The 20,910-nt window shown below is 36.9% G+C and carries 13 protein-coding genes and 2 tRNA genes; 7 read left to right on the top strand and 8 right to left on the bottom strand.

Annotated elements, in window-relative coordinates:
- Positions 1-192: 192 nt before the first annotated feature.
- The 3 genes from fabI to fabA are packed head-to-tail and all read right to left on the bottom strand — an operon-like array spanning position 193 to position 2,847.
- Positions 193-1,011: an enoyl-ACP reductase FabI gene (gene fabI / locus ACFILL_RS00150; protein ID WP_273790282.1), complete on the bottom strand. Its 819-nt coding sequence runs from the start codon at positions 1,009-1,011 to the stop codon at positions 193-195.
- Positions 1,012-1,059: 48 nt separating this feature from the next.
- On the bottom strand, positions 1,060-2,280 hold the full coding sequence (fabB, locus tag ACFILL_RS00145; protein ID WP_375630494.1) for a beta-ketoacyl-ACP synthase I: 1,221 nt from the start codon (positions 2,278-2,280) through the stop codon (positions 1,060-1,062).
- Between the two features lie 57 nt (positions 2,281-2,337).
- Positions 2,338-2,847 carry a 3-hydroxyacyl-[acyl-carrier-protein] dehydratase FabA gene (fabA, locus tag ACFILL_RS00140; protein WP_273722474.1) on the bottom strand — a complete coding sequence of 170 codons (510 nt, stop codon included), beginning with the start codon at positions 2,845-2,847 and terminating at the stop codon, positions 2,338-2,340.
- A gap of 232 nt (positions 2,848-3,079) precedes the next feature.
- Between fabA and irrA the strand changes: the two genes are divergently transcribed.
- Positions 3,080-3,592, top strand: coding sequence for an iron response transcriptional regulator IrrA (irrA, locus tag ACFILL_RS00135; protein WP_273790284.1), 513 nt, complete (start codon positions 3,080-3,082; stop codon positions 3,590-3,592).
- Positions 3,593-3,637: 45 nt separating this feature from the next.
- Here the strand turns inward: irrA and ACFILL_RS00130 are convergent, their stop codons facing one another.
- The 4 genes from ACFILL_RS00130 to ACFILL_RS00115 form a co-directional block, all read right to left on the bottom strand.
- Positions 3,638-4,198: an SH3 domain-containing protein gene (locus ACFILL_RS00130; RefSeq protein ID WP_026500127.1), complete on the bottom strand. Its 561-nt coding sequence runs from the start codon at positions 4,196-4,198 to the stop codon at positions 3,638-3,640.
- A gap of 1,620 nt (positions 4,199-5,818) precedes the next feature.
- Positions 5,819-6,052: a 30S ribosomal protein S21 gene (gene rpsU, locus ACFILL_RS00125; protein WP_012754552.1), complete on the bottom strand. Its 234-nt coding sequence runs from the start codon at positions 6,050-6,052 to the stop codon at positions 5,819-5,821.
- 187 nt (positions 6,053-6,239) lie between these two features.
- Positions 6,240-7,913: a formate--tetrahydrofolate ligase gene (locus ACFILL_RS00120; RefSeq protein ID WP_375642979.1), complete on the bottom strand. Its 1,674-nt coding sequence runs from the start codon at positions 7,911-7,913 to the stop codon at positions 6,240-6,242.
- 757 nt (positions 7,914-8,670) lie between these two features.
- Positions 8,671-8,747, bottom strand: a tRNA-Arg gene (locus ACFILL_RS00115).
- A gap of 355 nt (positions 8,748-9,102) precedes the next feature.
- Between ACFILL_RS00115 and ACFILL_RS00110 the strand changes: the two genes are divergently transcribed.
- The 3 genes from ACFILL_RS00110 (at position 9,103) to pgi (ending at position 15,228) form a co-directional block, all read left to right on the top strand.
- Positions 9,103-10,242 (top strand): efflux RND transporter periplasmic adaptor subunit, encoded by a 1,140-nt coding sequence (locus ACFILL_RS00110; protein WP_375642977.1) that lies wholly within the window; start codon positions 9,103-9,105, stop codon positions 10,240-10,242.
- Positions 10,239-13,373, top strand: a complete 3,135-nt coding sequence (locus tag ACFILL_RS00105; protein ID WP_273790287.1) for an efflux RND transporter permease subunit — start codon at positions 10,239-10,241, stop codon at positions 13,371-13,373. Before ACFILL_RS00110 ends, ACFILL_RS00105 begins: the two co-directional genes overlap by 4 nt.
- A 190-nt stretch (positions 13,374-13,563) precedes the next feature.
- Positions 13,564-15,228: a glucose-6-phosphate isomerase gene (gene pgi, locus ACFILL_RS00100; RefSeq protein ID WP_273790288.1), complete on the top strand. Its 1,665-nt coding sequence runs from the start codon at positions 13,564-13,566 to the stop codon at positions 15,226-15,228.
- Between the two features lie 340 nt (positions 15,229-15,568).
- Here the strand turns inward: pgi and ACFILL_RS00095 are convergent.
- Positions 15,569-15,658 (bottom strand) — tRNA-Ser (locus ACFILL_RS00095).
- Between the two features lie 285 nt (positions 15,659-15,943).
- On the opposite strand from ACFILL_RS00095, the gene rplU reads away from it, so the two are divergent.
- From rplU to ptsP, 3 genes are all read left to right on the top strand, one after another.
- Entirely contained in the window at positions 15,944-16,417 is a 474-nt protein-coding gene (rplU, locus tag ACFILL_RS00090; protein WP_375642976.1) for a 50S ribosomal protein L21, read from the top strand.
- 12 nt (positions 16,418-16,429) lie between these two features.
- Complete coding sequence (rpmA, locus tag ACFILL_RS00085) at positions 16,430-16,699, top strand: 50S ribosomal protein L27 (RefSeq protein ID WP_100130483.1); 270 nt, start codon at positions 16,430-16,432, stop codon at positions 16,697-16,699.
- A gap of 1,406 nt (positions 16,700-18,105) precedes the next feature.
- Positions 18,106-20,637: a phosphoenolpyruvate--protein phosphotransferase gene (gene ptsP, locus ACFILL_RS00080; protein WP_375642975.1), complete on the top strand. Its 2,532-nt coding sequence runs from the start codon at positions 18,106-18,108 to the stop codon at positions 20,635-20,637.
- The last annotated feature ends 273 nt before the right edge of the window (positions 20,638-20,910 follow it).

Below are 20,910 nucleotides of genomic sequence, written 5' to 3'. Positions count from 1 at the left end.
TAAAATATTTTGCGAAACAAGGCATCGTACATCTGGTTTTGTATTGACTTATTCTTACAAACATTTGCACATATGCCTTACGTCATATTATTATAAGTCAATACACTATTATATAGCTGAGAAAGTACTCAATACCCGATTAAAGCACTATGGACATGATTTATTTTCTTTTTTAGTGCAATGAAATAAATTTTATTCTTCTTGGGAATCGTCACTTTTTTTCAGTTCTTCAAGTATTGGCATAGACATGATGTTATAGCCTGAATCAACATAATGGATTTCACCTGTAACACCTGATGATAAGTCAGAGAGTAGATAAAGAGCAGATTTTCCAATTTCATGAATATTTACGGTACGCCGTAATGGGGCATTACGGCGTTGATGTGAAAATATTGCCCGCGCAGCTGCAATACCATTACCTGCTAAAGTTCTAACAGGACCAGCGGAAATCGCATTGACACGGATATTTTGAGGACCAAAGTCCGCTGCTAAATAACGTACCATAGCTTCTAAAGCTGCTTTAGCAACACCCATGATGTTATAATTAGGCACAACTTGCTGTGAAGCACCGTAGGTAAGAGTTAAAAGTGTTCCTCCATTGGGCATAAGCTTACCCGCGCGCTGGGCAATTTCAGTAAAGGAATAAGCTGAAATAACCATCGTGCGTTGAAAGTTTTCACGTGTTGTAACATCAACGTAACGCCCTTTTAGCTGAGTTTTATCTGAAAAACCAATGGCATGGACAATAAAATCAATTGTTTTCCATTCTTTTTCAAGTTGCTCAAAGACGTAATCAATATTTTCACTTTTTTCAACGTCACACTCTAGCACTAATTTGCACCCAAGTTTATCTGCTAGGGGATGAACACGTTTTCCAAAAGCATTTCCTTGATAAGTCAACGCTAATTCCGCTCCTGCTTGTGCGAGCTGACAGGCAATGCCCCAAGCAATTGAATGGTCATTCGCAATTCCCATAATAAGGCCGCGTTTGCCCTCCATCAAACCTTTCATATTATTCTCCGTAAGACCGTACTTTTTTCAATTACTAAGAGCTTTTGTTTATACATAACGTTGGAAAACAAGCGTTGCATTGGTACCGCCAAAGCCAAAAGTATTCGACAATACGGTATTCAGTTGTTGATGATCACGTCGTTCACGAACGATTGGCATATCAGCAAAAGCTGGATCAAGTTCTTCAATATGGGCACTTTCACAAATAAAATTATGATTCATCATTAACAATGTATAGATTGCTTCGTGAACACCTGCTGCTCCCAAGGAATGTCCTGTTAGAGACTTGGTAGCAGAAATGGGGGGGCATTGATCACCTGCTCCAAAGACACGACGGATAGCTTCTATCTCAGGAGGATCACCAACAGGAGTTGCTGTCGCATGGGGATTGATATAATCAATTTTATTATTGACTGTTGCAAGAGCCATGCGCATGCACCGCTCCGCTCCCTCTCCTGATGGGGCAACCATATCATGTCCATCGGATGTCGCACCGTATCCAACGATTTCTCCGTAGATTTTTGCACCACGTGCTTTAGCAAGTTCTAAATCTTCAAGGACTAAAACGCCAGCCCCTCCAGCAATGACAAAACCATCACGATTAACATCATAAGCACGTGAAGCTTTGTGAGGAATGTCATTATATCTGCTGGACATAGCGCCCATGGCATCGAATAAAACAGATAGTGTCCAATCCAAATCTTCGCAGCCACCGGCAAAGATGCGCTTTTGTTTACCATATTGAATCATTTCGTAAGCATTACCAATACAATGATTGGAGGTAGCACAAGCTGAAGAGATTGAATAATTGATTCCCTTTATTTTAAAGAAAGTTGCTAATGTTGCAGATGCTGTAGAACTCATCGCTTTAGGGACAACAAAAGGTCCAACACGTTTTGGGCCTTTTTGGCGTGTAATGTCAGCAGCTTCTACGATTGAATGTGTTGAAGCACCTCCAGAACCCATAATAATACCCGTGTGTTCGTTCGATACTTCATGCGGTTCTAGACCCGCATCAGCAATCGCCTGATCCATGGCGATGTGATTCCATGCTGTTCCACGCCCATGAAAACGTAGAGCACGTCGATCTACGAGTTCTTCTATATTAATATCGGGTTTGCCATAAACTCTGCTACGAAAGCCTAATTCGGCATATTGAGGTGCGTAAGAAATTCCGGATTTTGCTTCACGTAAACTGGTTAAAACATCTCTAGGGTTATTTCCAATCGCGGAGACAATTCCCATTCCGGTTACAACAACTCGACGCATTCATACCTCCTCGTTCCATACAGAATAGTGAAAAGTTCTTTCTGACGGAAATAACGTTCAATCTTCTTTGAATAAAGCAACGCGTAAATCATTCGCCTTATAAATAGTCTCTCCATCTGCTTTTAGCCACCCATCAGCTATTCCTAAGACTAAATTTCCACGTCGAATACGCTTAAAATCTATTTCATATTCAAGAATTTTGGTTTGTGGAGTTACCATCCCTGATAACTTTACTTCACCTGTTGATATTGCTCTTCCTTTTCCTGGTTCGCCTAGCCAACCAAGAAAAAAACCTGTTAATTGCCACATACCATCCAGTCCGAGACATCCTGGCATGACGGGATCGCCTATAAAGTGACAATTAAAGAACCACATGTCTGGTGTAATGTCAAATTCGGCGCGAACCATTCCTTTATCGTATTTACCATCAGTTTCACTAATTTGAGTGATTCGATGAATCATCAACATTGGCGGTGCTGGCAATTGCGCATTACCTCTACCAAACATTTCGCCGCGAGCGCAGCTTAGAAGCTCTTCATATGTGTAGCGAGACTTTTGTTCAGCCATTGTTACTCCATTTATTTGCATATATCTTTAATTTCTGCGCTTTTCCCAACCTACTTTTAGAGCAAATTTTAAAGAGAGGGAAATGATTTTATATCATTTTTAATGACAAAAGCCTTTTTTTATGTATTCTACATAGGTAATTATTTAAAAATGGAATACAAGATTACACCATACTATTCCCATTTTTTTGTATTTTGATCTTATTTAGCAGGAATGTATTTGGGTTTGTAATATGTCAGTGAGTGCAGACAATTTAGATATGAATGAAGAGCAACAGTGCACAAAAGAGTGTGGAAAAATGGTGCAATATTATTCCATTTCTATGTTAGAAAAACGTTTGCGTCAAAATGGTCTGCGTCCAACACGTCAGCGGTTGGAACTTGCACATATGATTTTTTCTCAAGGAAATCGTCATATTACTGCTGAAGAGCTCTATGAGGAAGCGGTGAGGGCAGGTGTACCTGTATCTTTAGCAACGGTTTATAATACGCTTCATCAATTTACGGAAGCGGGATTATTACGGATTATTGCCGTAGAGGGCTCAAAAACTTGGTTTGATACCAATACCTCTGATCACTACCATTTTTATATAGAAGGTGAAAATCGTATTCTTGATATTCCTTACAATTTGGAAGAATCTCCCATTATTAGAAATTTGCCTAAGCCACCAGAAGGTATGGAAATTTCACATGTTGATTTAATCGTGCGATTGAAACCAAAAAATCGATCTTGTGATAGGCAGTGAGGATATTCAATAAGGAATAAAATTAAACTTATTGAGTTTGAGTATTCACCAGCCTTTTACTTTTTCATCAGGATAGATTCCCCATAACTGTGGTTGTTGAAGCCATCCGCGCGTATTATTAATATTTAGTTCGCACCATTGTCCATCACATTGGCGGATATTACCAATGACATTAGGTTCTACTTCTGCCACAAGTTCTGCGTTGTCGGTGGGGTTTTTTCGTAGCATCAGTCTTTTAGTTTTATCTTTTTGCCATGGAATAGTTATAGCAGTTCGCTTTCCCGATAAAAGTGATTGATACACCCATCCCTCATCGCCTTCTGCATCACGAATTTTGCGCCATTGATCATATTCTTGAATGATTTCAATAGGTAATCCCTTCTTTTTGTAGGTAAAAATGATAGAATAGTTGCTTCCTGGTCCGACGCGTACATTAACGCTGGTGGGTTTAATCGAAGCAAATCGCGGAAGTGGTAAACCACTGGGCCCTAAATTTTGATTAAATGTTTGTGCATGCAACAAATGAGGTGAACCTAATACAATGACTGTTGCTATTAAGATACATGATGCGAGTATTGAAACGCGAAACCAACGAGAATTTTGCACACCGAACTCCTTTATTTCATCATATATTGGAAATTTAAAATCTGAAAGATAAGACTGGAAACTGATAAAAAGTATGACACACTGCTCGTTAAAGAGATCTAAACGATGAGAAAATTGCTACAAAAATATCAAAATAAGGAAAACAAAAGCTTGTATTTCTTAGTGCGTATCTTGTTTATGAGGGGATAGATATAAATAAACATTGGATTTTTATGTAGCTGTACGCGTGATAAAACAGTAAAGTATTACTGGAGCCTTAGCAGTTTTTGTACAGGAAATTAGGGCTAAAGTATTGCATCTCTTTTCTGAGTTTGTTTCTCGAAGTAAAAGTGCATGTATGCATACTATGAACAAAGAGCTGTTCAGAAAGGGATTTATTGTGTGGCTTGAAAAGAAGTTTTGAATGAACAAAATAATACGATAAATAAAACATTTAAGCGTAAAAATATGAGCGACATTATAGAGTAGATTGATATATGAAGGGCTAATTTAAACAGGACACTTTTTCGTGATAATTCATTTATAAAATTTGCTACACTCTAATCTTATGCCATGATAATGCTTATCCGTATGGTAGATAAGCTGGCTCCATCGTTCTATTCACCAGCTTTCAATGTTATGCAGTTCCTATTATTTATGGTGTTCATAAGAAGCATTTTTGTTTTTTCTTAAATAGCTTTTATTCTATTTGCATACGAATCCCGCTTATGATGTACAAGAAGATAATCTTGATTGATTCAATATGAGAAGGCATTGAGAAACTGTACGTTATTCAGAATTATTAATTAATATGAAAAACAATTACTTATAATAACAAACCACTGCGTTAAAAACTTTAACTCGTTATTTAAATTGTAAAAATATTTCCATCAACAATGGTAATAAAAGGCACATTCATCCATCTTAAAATACAGTGTTTTCTCTGTTTATTGTCAAATTTCTTTTTCTCTAACTCAGTATAGACGAAAGTTGAAAGAAATAGAAGGGCTTATTCGATACAATTATGAGGGTAATTACATAAGTGATGAATAGAAGAAATTTATCAAGAAAAAAGAATTTATAGTTCAGTGGTTGAAATTCGTCATCCTTTAGAGAGACAGAATCAAGAGATATAAAAAGTTATGGAATTATATCGTTTCGTTACATAACTGAAGGGAAAGAGGATTATGAATTTGATATTATATTTTACACACAATCGCATATTGCGATAGTTATTTTTGTTTTGTAATCAGATCTAGGATGATCGAAAGATGTAGAATATTTAATGACAAAAAAGAAGTTCATCATGAAATTTGTACATAAGAAGCAGTGATGTAAGAGATATCCAGAAGGAGAAAATTATAGTGAAAAGTGATAATAAAACACCTCACACTCAATTCACATAGGAAAAAGTCGCTTAAATATCTAAAGTGTAGTTTGTTATCTATTTTTAAAATATAAGAGTGAAATAAAAACCACCTTTATGATAGAAATCTTATTATTTTCAAATAACTAACATATTAGATAACATTGTACACAAAAACCTACACACAAGCAATTTATTGCAATCGCCTATGAAGAAAAATTTTCTAGTAGCTTATTACCTATTGGTTATGCAGTTATATAATATCATAAAGTATATTACTTTACCGCAACAGTTCGTCCGTTACTAACAAAACCTTCTCTTTGTGCACGCTTACGAGCAAGCTTACGTGTACGACGAATAGCTTCAGCTTTTTCACGAGCACGCTTCTCAGATGGCTTCTCATAATAACTACGCATTTTCATTTCACGGAAGATACCTTCACGCTGCATCTTTTTTTTCAACGCACGGAGCGCTTGGTCAACATTATTATCACGAACGAGTACTTGCACTATCTATCCTGCTTTTTTCAGTGTCATAAATGATAGGAAAAAACCTACGTCCTTTTAAAGGCATATCCAAAAGGACAAGCACTTATATCATATAAATAAGACATTTGTCTATATCGCTTTTTAAAATTCTATTTTTTTTACAATAAAACGCTTTTTATAATGAATGATAGAATTTACGGTTATAAATTTATGAAAGTCCTTGTATTTGATCATTTTCGTCAAGATGAATTTTTTCAGCCGCGGGATAATGGGGTAGTCCCGGCATGGTCATAACATCTCCACAAATGACAACAATAAAACCGGCTCCCGCACAGAGACGAACTTCTCGTATGGGAATTTCAAAATCAACAGGAGCGCCGTATTGCTTGGGATCAGAAGAAAAAGAATAAGGTGTTTTTGCCATACAAATAGGGTAGACGCCAAACCCCTCTTTTTCCCAAGATTCAAGTTGTTTGAGAATAGGGGCTGAGATGATGGCGCCACGTCCACCGTATAGCTTTGTTATAATACAATTAATTTTTTGAACGAGTGGAATATCATCTTGATAGAGAACTTTAAAATCAGAATCGTGCTTTTCAATCAAGGTAACGAGTTCTTGTGCAAGTTCTATAGCGCCTTTTCCACCTTGTTCCCAATGCTTACAGATAATAGCTTTGTGTCCAGTTGTTGCAACTATTTTTTGTAATGTTTTTATTTCAGCATCGCTATCGCTGTCAAAATGATTGATAGCCACAACACAAGGAATACCGTAGTGCTTCATATTTTTTATGTGTCGTAAAAGATTGGCAGCTCCTTTTTCTAAAGCGGTAATATTTTCTTCTGTCAGGTTATTTTTATCCAGACCACCGTTCATTTTTAATGCACGAATAGTTGCGACGATCACTGTAGCATTTGGTACAATACCTGCTTGCCTACATTTGATATTGAAGAACTTTTCTGCTCCAAGATCTGCTCCAAACCCTGCTTCTGTGACAACATAATCCGCAAGTTTTAAAGCAGTTTTTGTTGCTATAACTGAATTGCAACCATGAGCAATGTTGGCAAAAGGTCCTCCATGAACGAGAACAGGATTATTTTCAATTGTCTGTACGAGATTGGGTTGTATAGCATCTTTGAGAAGAACTGCCATTGCACCTTCCGCATTGAGATCAGCAACGGTGATGGGCGTTTTATCATAACGATAAGCAACAATAATTTTTTTGAGTCTTTGTGTAAGGTTTTCTAAATTTTCAGAGAGACAAAGAAGCGCCATAATTTCTGATGCAACAGTAATATCAAAACCTGCTTGACGTGGAAAACCATTTGTTATGCCCCCCAATGAAATGACAATATCGCGCAATGCACGGTCATTCATATCAAGAACGCGTTTCCAAACAATGCGACGTGGATCAATGTTTAGAGTATTTCCCCAATAAAGATGATTATCTATCATTGCGGCAAGAAGATTATGAGCAGCTGTAATAGCATGAAAATCACCGGTAAAATGTAAATTAAGGTCATCCATTGGAATGACTTGCGCATAACCACCACCAGCAGCACCACCTTTTACACCAAAACAGGGACCTAAAGACGGTTCTCTCAAGGTAGCTATTGTTTTTTTACCAATAAGATTAAGAGCATCACTTAGTCCAACTGTTGTTGTTGTTTTGCCTTCTCCGGCAGGTGTGGGATTGATAGCTGTGACAAGGATAAGTTTACCGTCTGGATTTTTATTAAGCGATTTTATGTATTCAGAAGAAATTTTAGCTTTATCATGGCCATAGGGAATGAGATTTTCATGTGAGATACCAATTTTTTGTGCAATTTCAACAATATGTTGCTTTTTAGCAGTGCGAGCAATTTCAATATCAGTTTTAGGCATGGAAAAATTCTTTAAATTTATCTTTTATTAATATTCGAGATCTGTACCCCATGGGTTAATTAGAAAAATTCATAGAGAACAGAAAATATTAAGATATCATAGAAGTCGATGATATGCCATGCAAGAGATAATGCTAAAGAAGCACAAGAAGAGTTTTATTGTTTTTTAGGAAAAAGAATCACTTTGCTTTTAAGCAGTAAAAATACGTTTAATTCAATTAAAAATATTGCAGAAAGAAGCTGTGGTTTGCAACAAAATGCTGATGATATTAATGGATACCATAAGTGTTTTATAGTGGTACGTTTGAGAAGTAGTTTATTTATTCTTTCCAATAACACACTGAAAAAGTTTCACATGGTGGTAACCCGGAATTTATGGCGGCACATTTGAAGTCACTCTTAAGATGGGACTGCTAGGAATAAAATATCCAGCAACATCCAGTTATGGAACAGTTAGAAATAAGAACGTAAAAAATTACCTAACTGATTAGAGAGTATAATCCGGAAGAGACCAAAAACAAGCGCATAGATTGAAAAAAGAAAATAACAATACACGCTACTCATGCAATCGCTACGATTATTAGCTAATAAAAAGCCCTTAGGGCTGAATTGAAGGACTCATAACATCTTATTCTAGCAAAATGGCTAAAAAAACGACTCACAACAGAATGAAATAACAAAAAAACAAAGATAGGTAAAAATAAATCACAAAATAAAGAATTTAAAAAGCCTGCTTTATAAGAAGATATTATTGATGATGGCGCACCCGAAGAGATTCGAACTCCTGACCCCCAGATTCGTAGTCTGGTGCTCTATCCAGCTGAGCTACGGGTGCATATATTTCAATTTTTTACATTGTCTAAGACAAAGGGTTCCTAATCGTTTCATTAAAGAAATGCAAGTGAAACTTGGATAGTAATAAAAAAATCTCTCTTTTTTATGAGATATTTTAAAAATATTATGGCTTCAGTTGGTTTTGATATGAACATTTTTTTGTTGTGACCATACAAAGCAATATGAACGATAGTTAACTTGACGTTTTTATAGATGAAAGATAATCAAGCAGAGATGAGATCTGTTTTTTGCGGTGGGGGTAAGACACACACACCCGCTGTTGGGTTTTTGTGTAAAACGCCGATATTACTGTTGAAAACTATTTCAGATAAACATGACACAGCAAGGGCGGATGTATGGCGTTATTAAAAAAGAGCTTTCCATTAGTGTTTTTAATCGTTGTTTTAACGGTTACTTATTGGGCTGGAAAAAAGAGTGCAGAACAACCCATTTCTATGGTGGATAAAACAAAAGTATCAGATAAAACTTCAAATGGAAAAATGGGAAGGCCACCGGTAAATGTTGTCGTTGATCTTGTAAAAATTCAAGATTTTTATGAACAACTTAACGTTTTAGGGAGTGGAAAAGCTCTTGCAGAAGTTGAGCTTACCCCTTTATCCTCAGGTGTTATTGATAAGCTTTTTGTGTCAGCAGGTACAAAAGTACAAGCCGATGATGTGATTGCAAAGCTTGATTCTAAAAAAGAAGAAATAGCGGCTGCAAAAGCAAAAGTGCAACGTGATAACAATGCGTTAACGCTTTCGCGCATTCTTAAATTACGCGCCAGCAATACAGCAACGGAAGTTCAAGAAATTATGGCACGCTTAGAGTTGGATAACGCAAATTTAGTTTTGCGTAATGCTGAATTAGATCTCGATCGGCGAACAATTCGAGCACCGATTCCTGGAGTTGTTGGTATTTTGCCCGTTGATGCGGGGAATAACGTGACCCTTAATACTGTAATAGGCCGTATTGAGAATAGAGAACGTATTTTGGTCGATATATGGGCCCCTGAACGATATGTGTCGCGCATCCATAAAGGAGATGAGGTAACGGCAACGTTAGTCGCGCAGCCAGATAGATCTTTTGTTGGTCATATTTATGCGATTGATAATATCGTTGATCCAGAAAGTCGCACACTTCATGTTCAGGTTGAAATCAATAATGAAAAAGATACGCTCATGTCTGGTATGTCCTTTTCTGTTGCCTTGCAATTTCATGGTGGTTCTTTTCCTGTCGTTAATCCTCTTGCAGTTCAATGGAATAGTAAAGGGTCATTCGTTTGGCGTGTGAGAGAAGGGAAAGTAGAGGCTATACCCGTATCAATTATTCAGCATAAAGCAGATCAAGTTTTCGTAAAAGCACCCCTAGAAAATGGTGATCAAGTTGTCATTCAAGGGGTGCAAATGCTTTATCCAGGAAGTAAAGTAACGATTGATGATCCAAAGTCTCATCAACAGCAATTACCAGCAGTTTACGGAACGGATATACAATGAGCCAAGAATTGAGCACAAAACAGCCTACGTCAAAGGTGGAGCAAGGTGGTCTCATTACCTTATTTATTCGCAGACCGGTTTTTACTTTTGTTTTAAATGCTATGATCATCATTGCAGGATTTGCAGCATGGTTAAATGTTGATGTAAGAGAATTACCCGATGTTGATACTCCGGTAACGACGGTTGTGACGGTGTTTTCTGGTGCGTCGGCAGAAACAATTGATCGTGAAGTTACAAAAGTTATAGAAGATGCCGTTTCTCGTGTTTCAGGTGTTAAGACGATTTCTTCAACGTCTTCTTTTGGGCGCTCCCGTGTACAGATTAATTTTAATGTTGGTGTTGATTTGAATGTTGCGGCATCTGATATTCGTGATGCTCTCTCCCGTATTACCTATTCTTTACCGAAAGATGCGGATTCGCCTTTGATTATTAAAGCAGATTCGAATGCTGCTGCCATGATGTATTTGGTTGTGACGTCACCAACAATGAGTGTTGATGATTTAACCACGATTGTAAACGATCAGATTGTTGATGCAATTTCTGCTGTTGATGGTGTTGGTGATGTACAGGTCGATAGTGCTCGCACAAAGATTTTTCAGATTGATATAGATCAAGCAAAACTTGCAAGTTATGGATTAACTGTAGCAGATATTTCACGTGTTCTTGCTGATATGACAACAGATGTGCCAGTAGGGTCATTACGCAATTCTAAGCAAACTTTAGTTGTACGTGCTACTGCACGTTTAACAACACCAGAATCTTTTGAACAAGTTGTTTTAAAGCCTCATGTGCATCTTGGTGATGTTGCGCATGTTACTTTATCGCCGGATATAGAAACAGTTATTCTTCGTATCAATGGAAAGACAGGTATTGGATTAGGTATCGTGCGTAAAGCACAATCCAACACTCTTAATATTTCTGAAGGTGTGAGAGCCGTTGTTGATAATCTCAAAAGTATTGTTCCTTCTTCTGTACATATAGACGTTATTAATGACGATGCAATTTTTATTAAAAGCGCTCTTCATGAGGTTGAAGTTGCGTTGGTCATTGCTATTTTGAGCGTTATCTTGGTCATTTTTCTTTTTCTCAGAGACATTCGTGTAACGCTGATACCTGCTGTATCTCTTCCTGTCGCTTTGATTGGTACCATTGCGGCTATTTATCTTGTAGGGTTTTCATTGAATATTCTCACATTTTTAGGACTTGTTTTAGCAACAGGGCTTGTTGTGGATGATGCCATTGTTGTTCTTGAGAATATTGTTCGGTGGCGCAACATGGGATTAGGTTCCAGAGCAGCAGCGGTGATAGGAACACGTGAAGTATTTTTTGCTGTTTTAGCAACAACACTGACATTAGTGGCTGTGTTTGTTCCTATTTCCTTTCTTCCTGGGCAAGTTGGAGGGCTTTTTAGAGAATTCGGTTTTGTTTTGGCAATTTCTATTTTGCTTTCTTCAGTTGTTGCCTTAACGCTTTGTCCCATGTTGGCTTCACGTTTTCTCAAAGAACATATTGAGGATAAAGAGGAAGAGTCCCATCATTTTGCTTTTTTATATAAATTAGGTACTTTTTTTCATAAGGCATATACTTACAGTTTGCATAAGTGTTTAGAAAAGCCTTGGGCTGTTGTTTTTGCTTCACTTATTTTTGGGGGTCTTTGTGTTGGAGGCTATACGAAGCTACAACAGGAATTAACGCCAGCAGAAGACAGAGCTGTGATCTTTTTGGTTATTAATGGACCACAAGGTATTTCAACACAATATTTGAACGAGCAAATAGAGCAAATTGAAGCAAGTCTACAGCCATTACGTGATGCAGGGGAGATTGCTAACAGTTACTCTATCGCGGGTGCTGGCGGTTCACCCAATACTGCTTTTTTGATTTTATTGCTTTCATCTTGGGATAAACGTTTACGTAGTCAGCAAGAAATCGTGAAAGATATTAATGCAAAGGTTAAACAGTTTCCCGCAGTTTTTGTATTTGCTGCGCAGGGAAATTCTTTGGGTGTGAGAGGAACTGGGCAAGGGTTGCAATTTGCAATTCTTGGCAATGATTATGCAACATTACAACCCATTGCTGATAAGCTGGTGAGTGCTTTACAAGATGATCCGCGTTTTATTCGCCCACGCCTTACTGTTGATGCAACACAACCGCAATTTTTTATTGAAATCAATCGAAAAAAAGCCTCCGATTTAGGGATTGATATCGCCAATTTGGGCGATACATTACAAACAATGTTGGATGGTAAAAAGATTGGTTCCATTAACGTGGATGATCATTCTTACGATGTTAAATTGATATCGCGTACAAATTCTATGAAGAGTCCTAGCGATTTAGAAAATATTTTTTTAAAAACCAAAGACAATCGATATGTTCCTTTATCGGTTATTGCGCGTTTACATGAAAAAGCTATTGCTCCTCAATTAAAACGGGAAAAACGCATGAATGCTGTTGTTTTAAGCGCAAATCTTGCTCCAGATATCGCTTTAGGGGAAGCTTACCAAACTGTACAGAAAATTGCTTCTCCTTTGTTATCAAAAGGAACCTACTTGGTTCCCTTAGGGGAAGCCGAAACGCTTAATGAAACATCTTCCAATTTTATGATTGTTTTTGGCATTGCCTTTTTGATTATTTTATTGATTTTGGCTGCTCAGTTTGAAAGTTTTATTTCAGGATTCATTATCATGGCCACTGTCCCATTAGGGATTGGTTGTGCTGTAATTGCTATGCTATTAAGTGGTGTGAGTCTTAATATTTACAGCCAAATTGGATTAATTTTGTTAATTGGTGTTATGGCAAAAAATGGTATTCTCATTGTTGAATTTGCAGATCAATTACGTGATCAGGGAAGAAGCGTGCGTGAAGCCGTAGAAGAAGCAGCAAACATTCGCCTTCGTCCAGTTTGTATGACAATGATTTGTGCCATTTTAGGAGGTATTCCTTTGGTTTTAGCCAAAGGTGCTGGCGCAGAAGCTCGTATAGCTTTAGGTTGGGTTATCGTTGGTGGCTTAGGTTTAGCAACTATTTTTACGCTTTATGTTACACCGGTTGTTTATCTTTTTTTAGGGCGTTTTATAAGACCAAAAGCAGAAGAAGATTTACGTTTAACAAAAGAACTCAATCAAGTTAAATGATGTATATGATAGAAAAGATTTGAAAGTTTATTCTTGTAAAAATATCATTTTCGGATCTTATCCTTTATATTTTGTATATTCCTTCATTTTTATGTGAGCAGTGAAAATAGCGAGCAATAAAGGAGATGCTTTCTGCTTTGTTATTGTTTGGGCATAGATTTCATTATCAATAACCGTATAGGATAAGCTTATGGGAGATAGCTTTTCGATTCGAAATGAAATGGCTTTTGAAGCCACATTAAAAGCTTTAAGAAACCATGCCGCAAAGGATGGGGTCTATGATATTCGTCGGCATTTTGTAGAAGATGAACAGCGTTTTTCCCATTTTTCCCTCAGACTTGATGATCTTCTTTTCGATTTTTCAAAATGTGGTGTGACATTTAAAACATTGCAACTTCTAGATGATTTAGCGGTCGCAGCAGATGTGTTAGGCCGGCGTGATGCAATGTTTTCTGGTAAGGCGATTAATACAACTGAAAAACGCTCAGTTCTTCATATTGCATTACGTTTACCTGCTGATGAAATTTTCATGTTGGACGGTCATAATCTTATTCGCGATATTCAAGACGTCCTTGAAGATATGGAAAGATTTTCTGAAAAGGTGCGTGATGGAAGCTATAAGGGAAGCAGTGGCGAGAGAATAAGTGATATTGTCAATATTGGTATTGGTGGTTCTGATCTTGGTCCTGCAATGGTCACATACGCTTTAAAACCTTATCATGATGGTCCACAGTGTCATTTTGTTTCGAATGCTGACAGTGCCCATATTTCTGATACTCTCTCTATTTTGAATCCAGCAACAACGCTGTTTGTCATTGCTTCTAAAACTTTTACAACGGCTGAAACAATGGTAAATGCTCAAGTTGCACGTCAGTGGATTTGTTCACATTTAGGAGAAAAAGCCGTTTGTACGCATTTTGTTGCTGTTTCAAGTGCGCTTGATAAAGTGGCAGAATTTGGCATAGATTCCACAAGCGTTTTTAAATTTTGGAATTGGGTTGGAGGACGTTATTCAATTTGGTCAGCCATTGGACTTGTTGTTATGTTTGCAATAGGTGGTGGAAATTTTCGCAAATTTCTCAACGGTGCTTTGCAAATGGACCAACATTTTAAAACTATGCCTTTGCATAAAAATATTCCTATTCGTTTTGCTCTTTTAGGATTTTGGCATCGTGTTATTTGTGGTTATTCATCACGTTCGATCATTCCTTATGCACAGCGTTTAATACATTTTCCAGCTTATTTACAACAGCTTGATATGGAATCAAATGGTAAGCAAGTTTCGCTGGATGGAAAACCATTAAGTTTTTCAAGTGGTCCAATTGTTTGGGGGGATTCAGGAACAAATAGTCAACATGCTTTTTTTCAGCTTCTGCATCAAGGAACAGATATTATTCCTGTAGAATTTATTTTATTTATAAAAGGGCATGAGAAAAATTTACATTCTATGTATGAGATGTTGCTAGCAAACGGTTTAGCACAATCAAAAGCATTGATGAAGGGGCGTAGTATTGAAGATGCTCGGCATATCTTGATAAAAAATGGAGTTGGTGAGGGTGAGGCAGATCATTTAGCACTTCATAGAAGTTTTAAAGGAAACCGTCCCAGCATTACGTTGGTTCAAGATTTATTAACACCTTTTGCACTCGGTCGTCTTATTGCACTTTATGAACATCGTACTTTTGTTGAAGGGATTTTAATGAATATTAATTCATTTGATCAATGGGGGGTTGAACTTGGTAAAGAATTAGCAAATGAGTTACTACCAATTCTTCGTGGAGAAAGTAAAGCGGATAATCGCGATAGTTCAACATTAGGGTTGCTAGCACATATTCAAGCAAGACGTGCAAAATAAATATAATTTGACAGTAGGTTTTGCACTAACTAAGCAAAAGTAGAATGAGAGAGAAATATGAGATAATTCTTTAATTTTACTATGCGTTCTCTTATTATCTGAACTAGATTTATGTAACAGAAAATCAAAAAAGTGCAAAAATTGTAAAAAGGAGAATTTATTCGCAAAAACGATAAAGACCTTTGAGAGGTCTTTGAAGACTCTTTGAGCCCCCCTTAAAATCCTTCGAAAAAAATAAATTGGTACAAAATCTAGTGTCAAATTATACAAAATCTGCTGACAAGCTACAACCGGCAAGCTACGATTGAAGACATTTTAATAATATCGTTTTATAAATTAATGGCGGAGAGAGAGGGATTTGAACCCCCGATAGAGTTGCCCCTATGCCGCATTTCGAGTGCGGTGCTTTCAACCACTCAGCCATCTCTCCATAATAAAGTGAAACAAAAATCGGCACTATTTGAGTGTATAAGGGGTAGATAACCTTCAATTGTTTTTGGTACAACCTTTTTTTCTTTTTTATGGGACTTTATTGACAGAGAATAGAAATTCCTTCATATATACAAAATATAAGCGTGGGGAAATCTGCGCATATTTGTGTTGAAGAAGGTTTTATCCTTCTTTGAGATTTATTACGACTGATAAAAAGCAGCCTATTTTCCCTTATTTCAAGGCAGAAATTAAATAAGAGCTGGAGTGAACGGAAGGATAAAAAATGTTCGCAGTCATTAAAACTGGTGGTAAGCAATACCGCATTGTTGCTAATCAAGTGGTAAAAGTTGAAAAAGTTAGTGGAAATGCGGGTGATGTTGTTGAATTCAATGACATATTAATGGTTGGGCAAGAAGGTAATGCGGTTATTGGTACCCCTGTCGTTGCTGATGCATTGGTGACAGCTGAGATTTTAGAACAGGCACGTGGGCGCAAGGTTATCGCATTTAAGAAGCGCCGTCGTCAAAATTCTAAACGCACGCGTGGCCATCGTCAAGAATTTACGAGGCTTCGTGTTTTAGAAATTTTAATGGGTGGTTCAAAACCTAAAAAAGTTGCTGCAAAACCGATAGAAGCAACTACACCACAAGAAACAAAAGCTGCTGCTTCTGTTGAGAAGACGGCTAAAAAAACGGTTGAAAAAAAGACTGCGCCGCAGAAGAAAGCGTCTGTAGCAACAAAGAGTAAGAAAGATTAAAGGAGAGCGTCTATGGCACATAAAAAAGCTGGTGGTTCCTCGCGTAATGGTCGTGATTCAGAATCGAAACGTCTAGGCGTTAAAAAATTTGGTGGTGAAACCGTTATTGCCGGAAATATTATTATTCGCCAGCGTGGTACACGTTGGCATCCTGGTAACAATGTTGGTATTGGAAAAGATCATACGCTTTTTGCATTATCAAATGGAAAGGTTTCTTTTCAACGCAAAGCGGGTAATCGTTCCTATGTTTCAGTCATTCCTATGCTGGAGGCAGCAGAGTAATCTGTAACACTCTCTAGAAATCAACAGGATTTCATTGAATTATAGTTGTGGTTTTATAAGTATTAAAAGGGAAAGATAGAGTCTTATCTTTCCCTTTTTGCGTTGGTACTATAATAAATGTAGAAGATATACGAAAAAGGTAGAATTGAGGAAATGGCTTTTCTCAATGAGGGAAAAAGTTTGTGCGATGTTATGTTAGTATTTAGTACTGAACATATTGATATTATGATAGAATTTGTTGATAAATTTCTGTATAATAATAGTGAGAGAGACTTTCTTTTTATGCATGAAGAAGTGTCTAGTGATTTCTTATAAGAGAAGCAGTTTGTTTTCAGAAAATTATGAGAAATTTAATGAGAGCATTCTTTATGTAATCATTTTAATAAAGATGGGTCTTTTTATCGGCATTGTGGTATTGATGAGTTGTCATACTGTTTTTAGGTGGTAGTGTGGATAGGTGTGGCTATTCATTTAAAAAGACATAGGGATAAAAAATCCATAAGAAGGCAGCCAAAACTACTTTGAAAGTGACATGCATTAAGGAATTTTCGGTAAATCAAGAGTGGAATTATATTTTTAAGGAGGACGGTGTTTAAAGATATAAAAATAACCAACGTGCAATCAGCGCCCTTCAAGAATATTTTTTCTGATTTCACTATTATTGTGTATTGTTGAAAATAAATAAGCATAAGAGCTAGAGCTAAGGCAATAATTGCTTTTCATTTTTTACTTTATTTATCTTATTTGTAGAGTTTTTCTTTATTTTAGTAATTGATGATGGTGCTTGGGGGGATGTTCGTACTTTGCAAATGTGCGACAGAGAGTATTGTGTATTTGCGATATTGATTGAAGTAAAGGTGTAGCTTAAAATATATAAATATTATATATCGAGGGTTTGATATCATAAGATGGGCAGCACGGAATTTTAAAGATGATAAGTTGCATGGAGCAATTTGTAATTATGTAATGAATTTATAAAGAGGGATAATAGGTTAAATAAACTTTGAGGAATCAATCAAAATATTAGCTGAAGTTACGGATGATTGGGAAGGATGCTTTCTTGTAGGAAAAATAATGAAAAGTTATGTTGAATAACTTAGGATAATGAGAGCGTTTCGAAAACATAGTTTTTCAGGTGATTGGTTCTGTAGAAAATGGGGTTTTGTCTTTGTAAAGTAAAAGAGTAAGAGGCAGATTTGCTTATAATGGTTTTAAGCACTTCGCTAGATAATAATATCCAATTGTTTTATCGGTTATATTGAGGTATTTAAGCACCTCACTTAGCTATATTCCGTAAAATATAAATAAAGCTGTGGTGGTATTTATAGCTTGTATTTTGGGAAATGCAGCTTTGAAAAGGAATGTGTCAGAGATATTGGTGTTCAAATGTGAGGCAATTTGAATTCATGATGAGATATGAGAAAGCAGAAGCAATGAATGTAGATTTTGCTGATGGTGAAATCTTGTCTATAAGATCTGTACAACTTGCAGCTGCTTTTGATCATAAAAATGATGCAATTTATGCTGCTGCTGAATTGCTTGTGCAGGTTGGTGCAGTTGATAAGTGTTATCTGGCAAGCATGCTTGCACGTGAAGAAACAACCAATACTTGGCTTGGAAATGGTATAGCCATTCCTCATGGTATGGCTGAAAATCGTGATTTAATTATCAAGGATGCTGTTGCTGTTATACAGGTTCCTGCTGGTGTTGAGTGGCAGGATGGCAAGAAAGCATATTTGGTTATTGCCATTGCAGCGTGTCCAGATCGCTATAGAGAAATTTGTAAAAAATTGACGTCTCTTTTATTTGATAAAAAACAGCTTGAAGTACTTGCAACCACTATGGACAAACAACAAATTGTTACAACTTTGTTTGACCAAAATATGAAGATAGAAAAAACTTTTATTGGTGACCTTTCTGTGTGTCAGGAATGGACTTTAGATTATCCAAGTGGTCTTCATGCACGACCAGCTTCTCTTTGGGTTGATTTTGCGAAAAAGGCTCAAAGTTCCATCAGAGTTCGCCATGGTCAATATACCGTTGAAATGAAAAATTTGGTTGGTTTATTGCAATTAGGAGCAAAAAACGGTGATGTTCTGATTTTTTCTACAGATGCTTCAGAAGGAGCACAACTTCTCAATGATGCCATTGCTATTGCAAAAAAAGTGAGTATTAGTGAAAAATGCCTGATGAGAGCAATGGAATCTCAAACAAAGGCTTTTCATGGTTGGTATCCACGCTCTATGCAAAAAGGCATTTCTGGTGTTGGAGCGAGTTCAGGATTAGCATTTGGTAAGATTTTTGTTTTAAGGCAAAATGATATTTCCATAATAGACCAGCCAATTGATTTTGCAGCTGGTGCAGCATGTCTTGAAAATGCTCTTACAAAAACAAAACATAAAATGGCATCTGTAATTTCTGATATTACAGTGCGTATGGGAGCAGATTCTGCTGCAATTTTTTCTGCGCAAATGGTTTTGCTTGACGATGAAAATTTAATAGCTCAAGCTTGTCGTTTTATAGCGGAAGGTCATGGTGTCGCTTGGTCTTGGGATAGAGCGGTTCGTCAATTTTCAGATATGTTTTTTAAGGTAGATAATCCTTTGTTAGCAGCACGTGCTGTTAATTTAGTTGATGTTGGTCGACGTGTTTTAGGTGAAATCAATCCATCCTATAGATCGTTCTTTTTAAATGATATTCCACATGGTGTAATTCTGGTTACAAATGACCTTTCTCCTTCTGATGTAGCACAACTTGATTGTACAAGGGTAAAAGGATTAGCAACAGCATGGGGAGGTCCATTATCTCATACAGCTATTTTGGCGCGTACTCTTGGTATTCCAATGGTTGTTGCTACAGGTGATGATATTTTAGCGATTCAGTCTGATATTCAGGCTATTATTGATGGCGATAACGGGTTTATTTACCTTGATCCTACGCTTGAAGACGTTGAAGATGCTCAAAGGCATATTGATACTGTTGCGCAAAAACGTGTCGGTGAAATAAGTGCGTGTAGATTACCAGCGCAAACGATAGATGGTCAAAGAATTCGTATCATGGCCAATGTCAACTACGCAAATCAGGTTCCTGTTGCGCTTGATTTGGGGGCTGAAGGTGTTGGACTCATGCGCACGGAATTTTTGTTTTTAGAGAATCCACATATTCCGGATGAAGAGCTACAATTTAATATATATCGGACGATGATTACAGCTGTAGGAGATAAGCCATTAATTATTCGTGCACTTGATATTGGTGGGGATAAACAGGTTACGCATTTACATTTATCTAAAGAGGACAATCCTTTTTTAGGTGTTCGAGGAACGCGGCTTTTGTTACGTCGACGTGATCTTTTGGTGCCTCAATTACGTGCTTTATATCGAGCAGCAAAAGAGGGCGGAGATCTATGGATTGTGTTTCCGATGGTCATGTCTGTTTCAGAGATTGTCGCTATAAAAAAGATTGCAGAGGAAATCCGCAACGATATTGATGCACCAAAATTAAAACTTGGTATTATGATCGAAGTTCCAGCAGCGGCCATTATGGCAGATGTATTGAGCGCCCATGTTGATTTTTTTTCAATTGGAACCAATGACCTAACACAGTATACAATGGCTGTTGATCGGCAAAATCCGTACCTTGTGTCTGAAGCTGATAGCCTTGATCCAGCAGTTTTGCGTATGATTTATCAGACTATTCAGGGAGCTGCACAAAATAAGTGTTGGGTTAGTGTATGTGGTGGTATGGCTGGAGATCCTTTTGGTGCAATGATTTTGACTGGATTGGGAATTAATGAGCTTTCTATGATATCTTGCGATATTTCTCCAGTAAAGGCGTGTTTACAGACTCATAGTTTTGAAGATATGAAAATTTTAGCACAAAAAGCATTACAATGTGAAACTGCACGAGCTGTACGTGCTCTAAGCAAGGATATAAGGTGATAGAGAACATTAAGGGGAAAAAACGAGCTCATTTTTCAGACTAATCAGATCTTTAGTGTTGTAAAATATTATCCTTTAGGACAATTATAAGCAGCATATTAATTTGTAATGGTAATTTATCGTGTTACATAATGAGAGCCTTAAATATTGTAGGGTTTTCTCGTTTTAAATTTCTCTATATTCAATTAATAAAAATTATTCTTTTATACATTACAAAGAGGAGTAATGTATGGATAAAAACACTCTAAGAAAGAATAAATGCCTTTTATGCAT

Origin of the sequence: Bartonella sp. AP20NXHL, assembly GCF_042196165.1 — a bacterium.
In the GTDB taxonomy this organism is placed as follows: domain Bacteria; phylum Pseudomonadota; class Alphaproteobacteria; order Rhizobiales; family Rhizobiaceae; genus Bartonella.
This window is presented reverse-complemented; position numbering and strand designations above follow the sequence as displayed.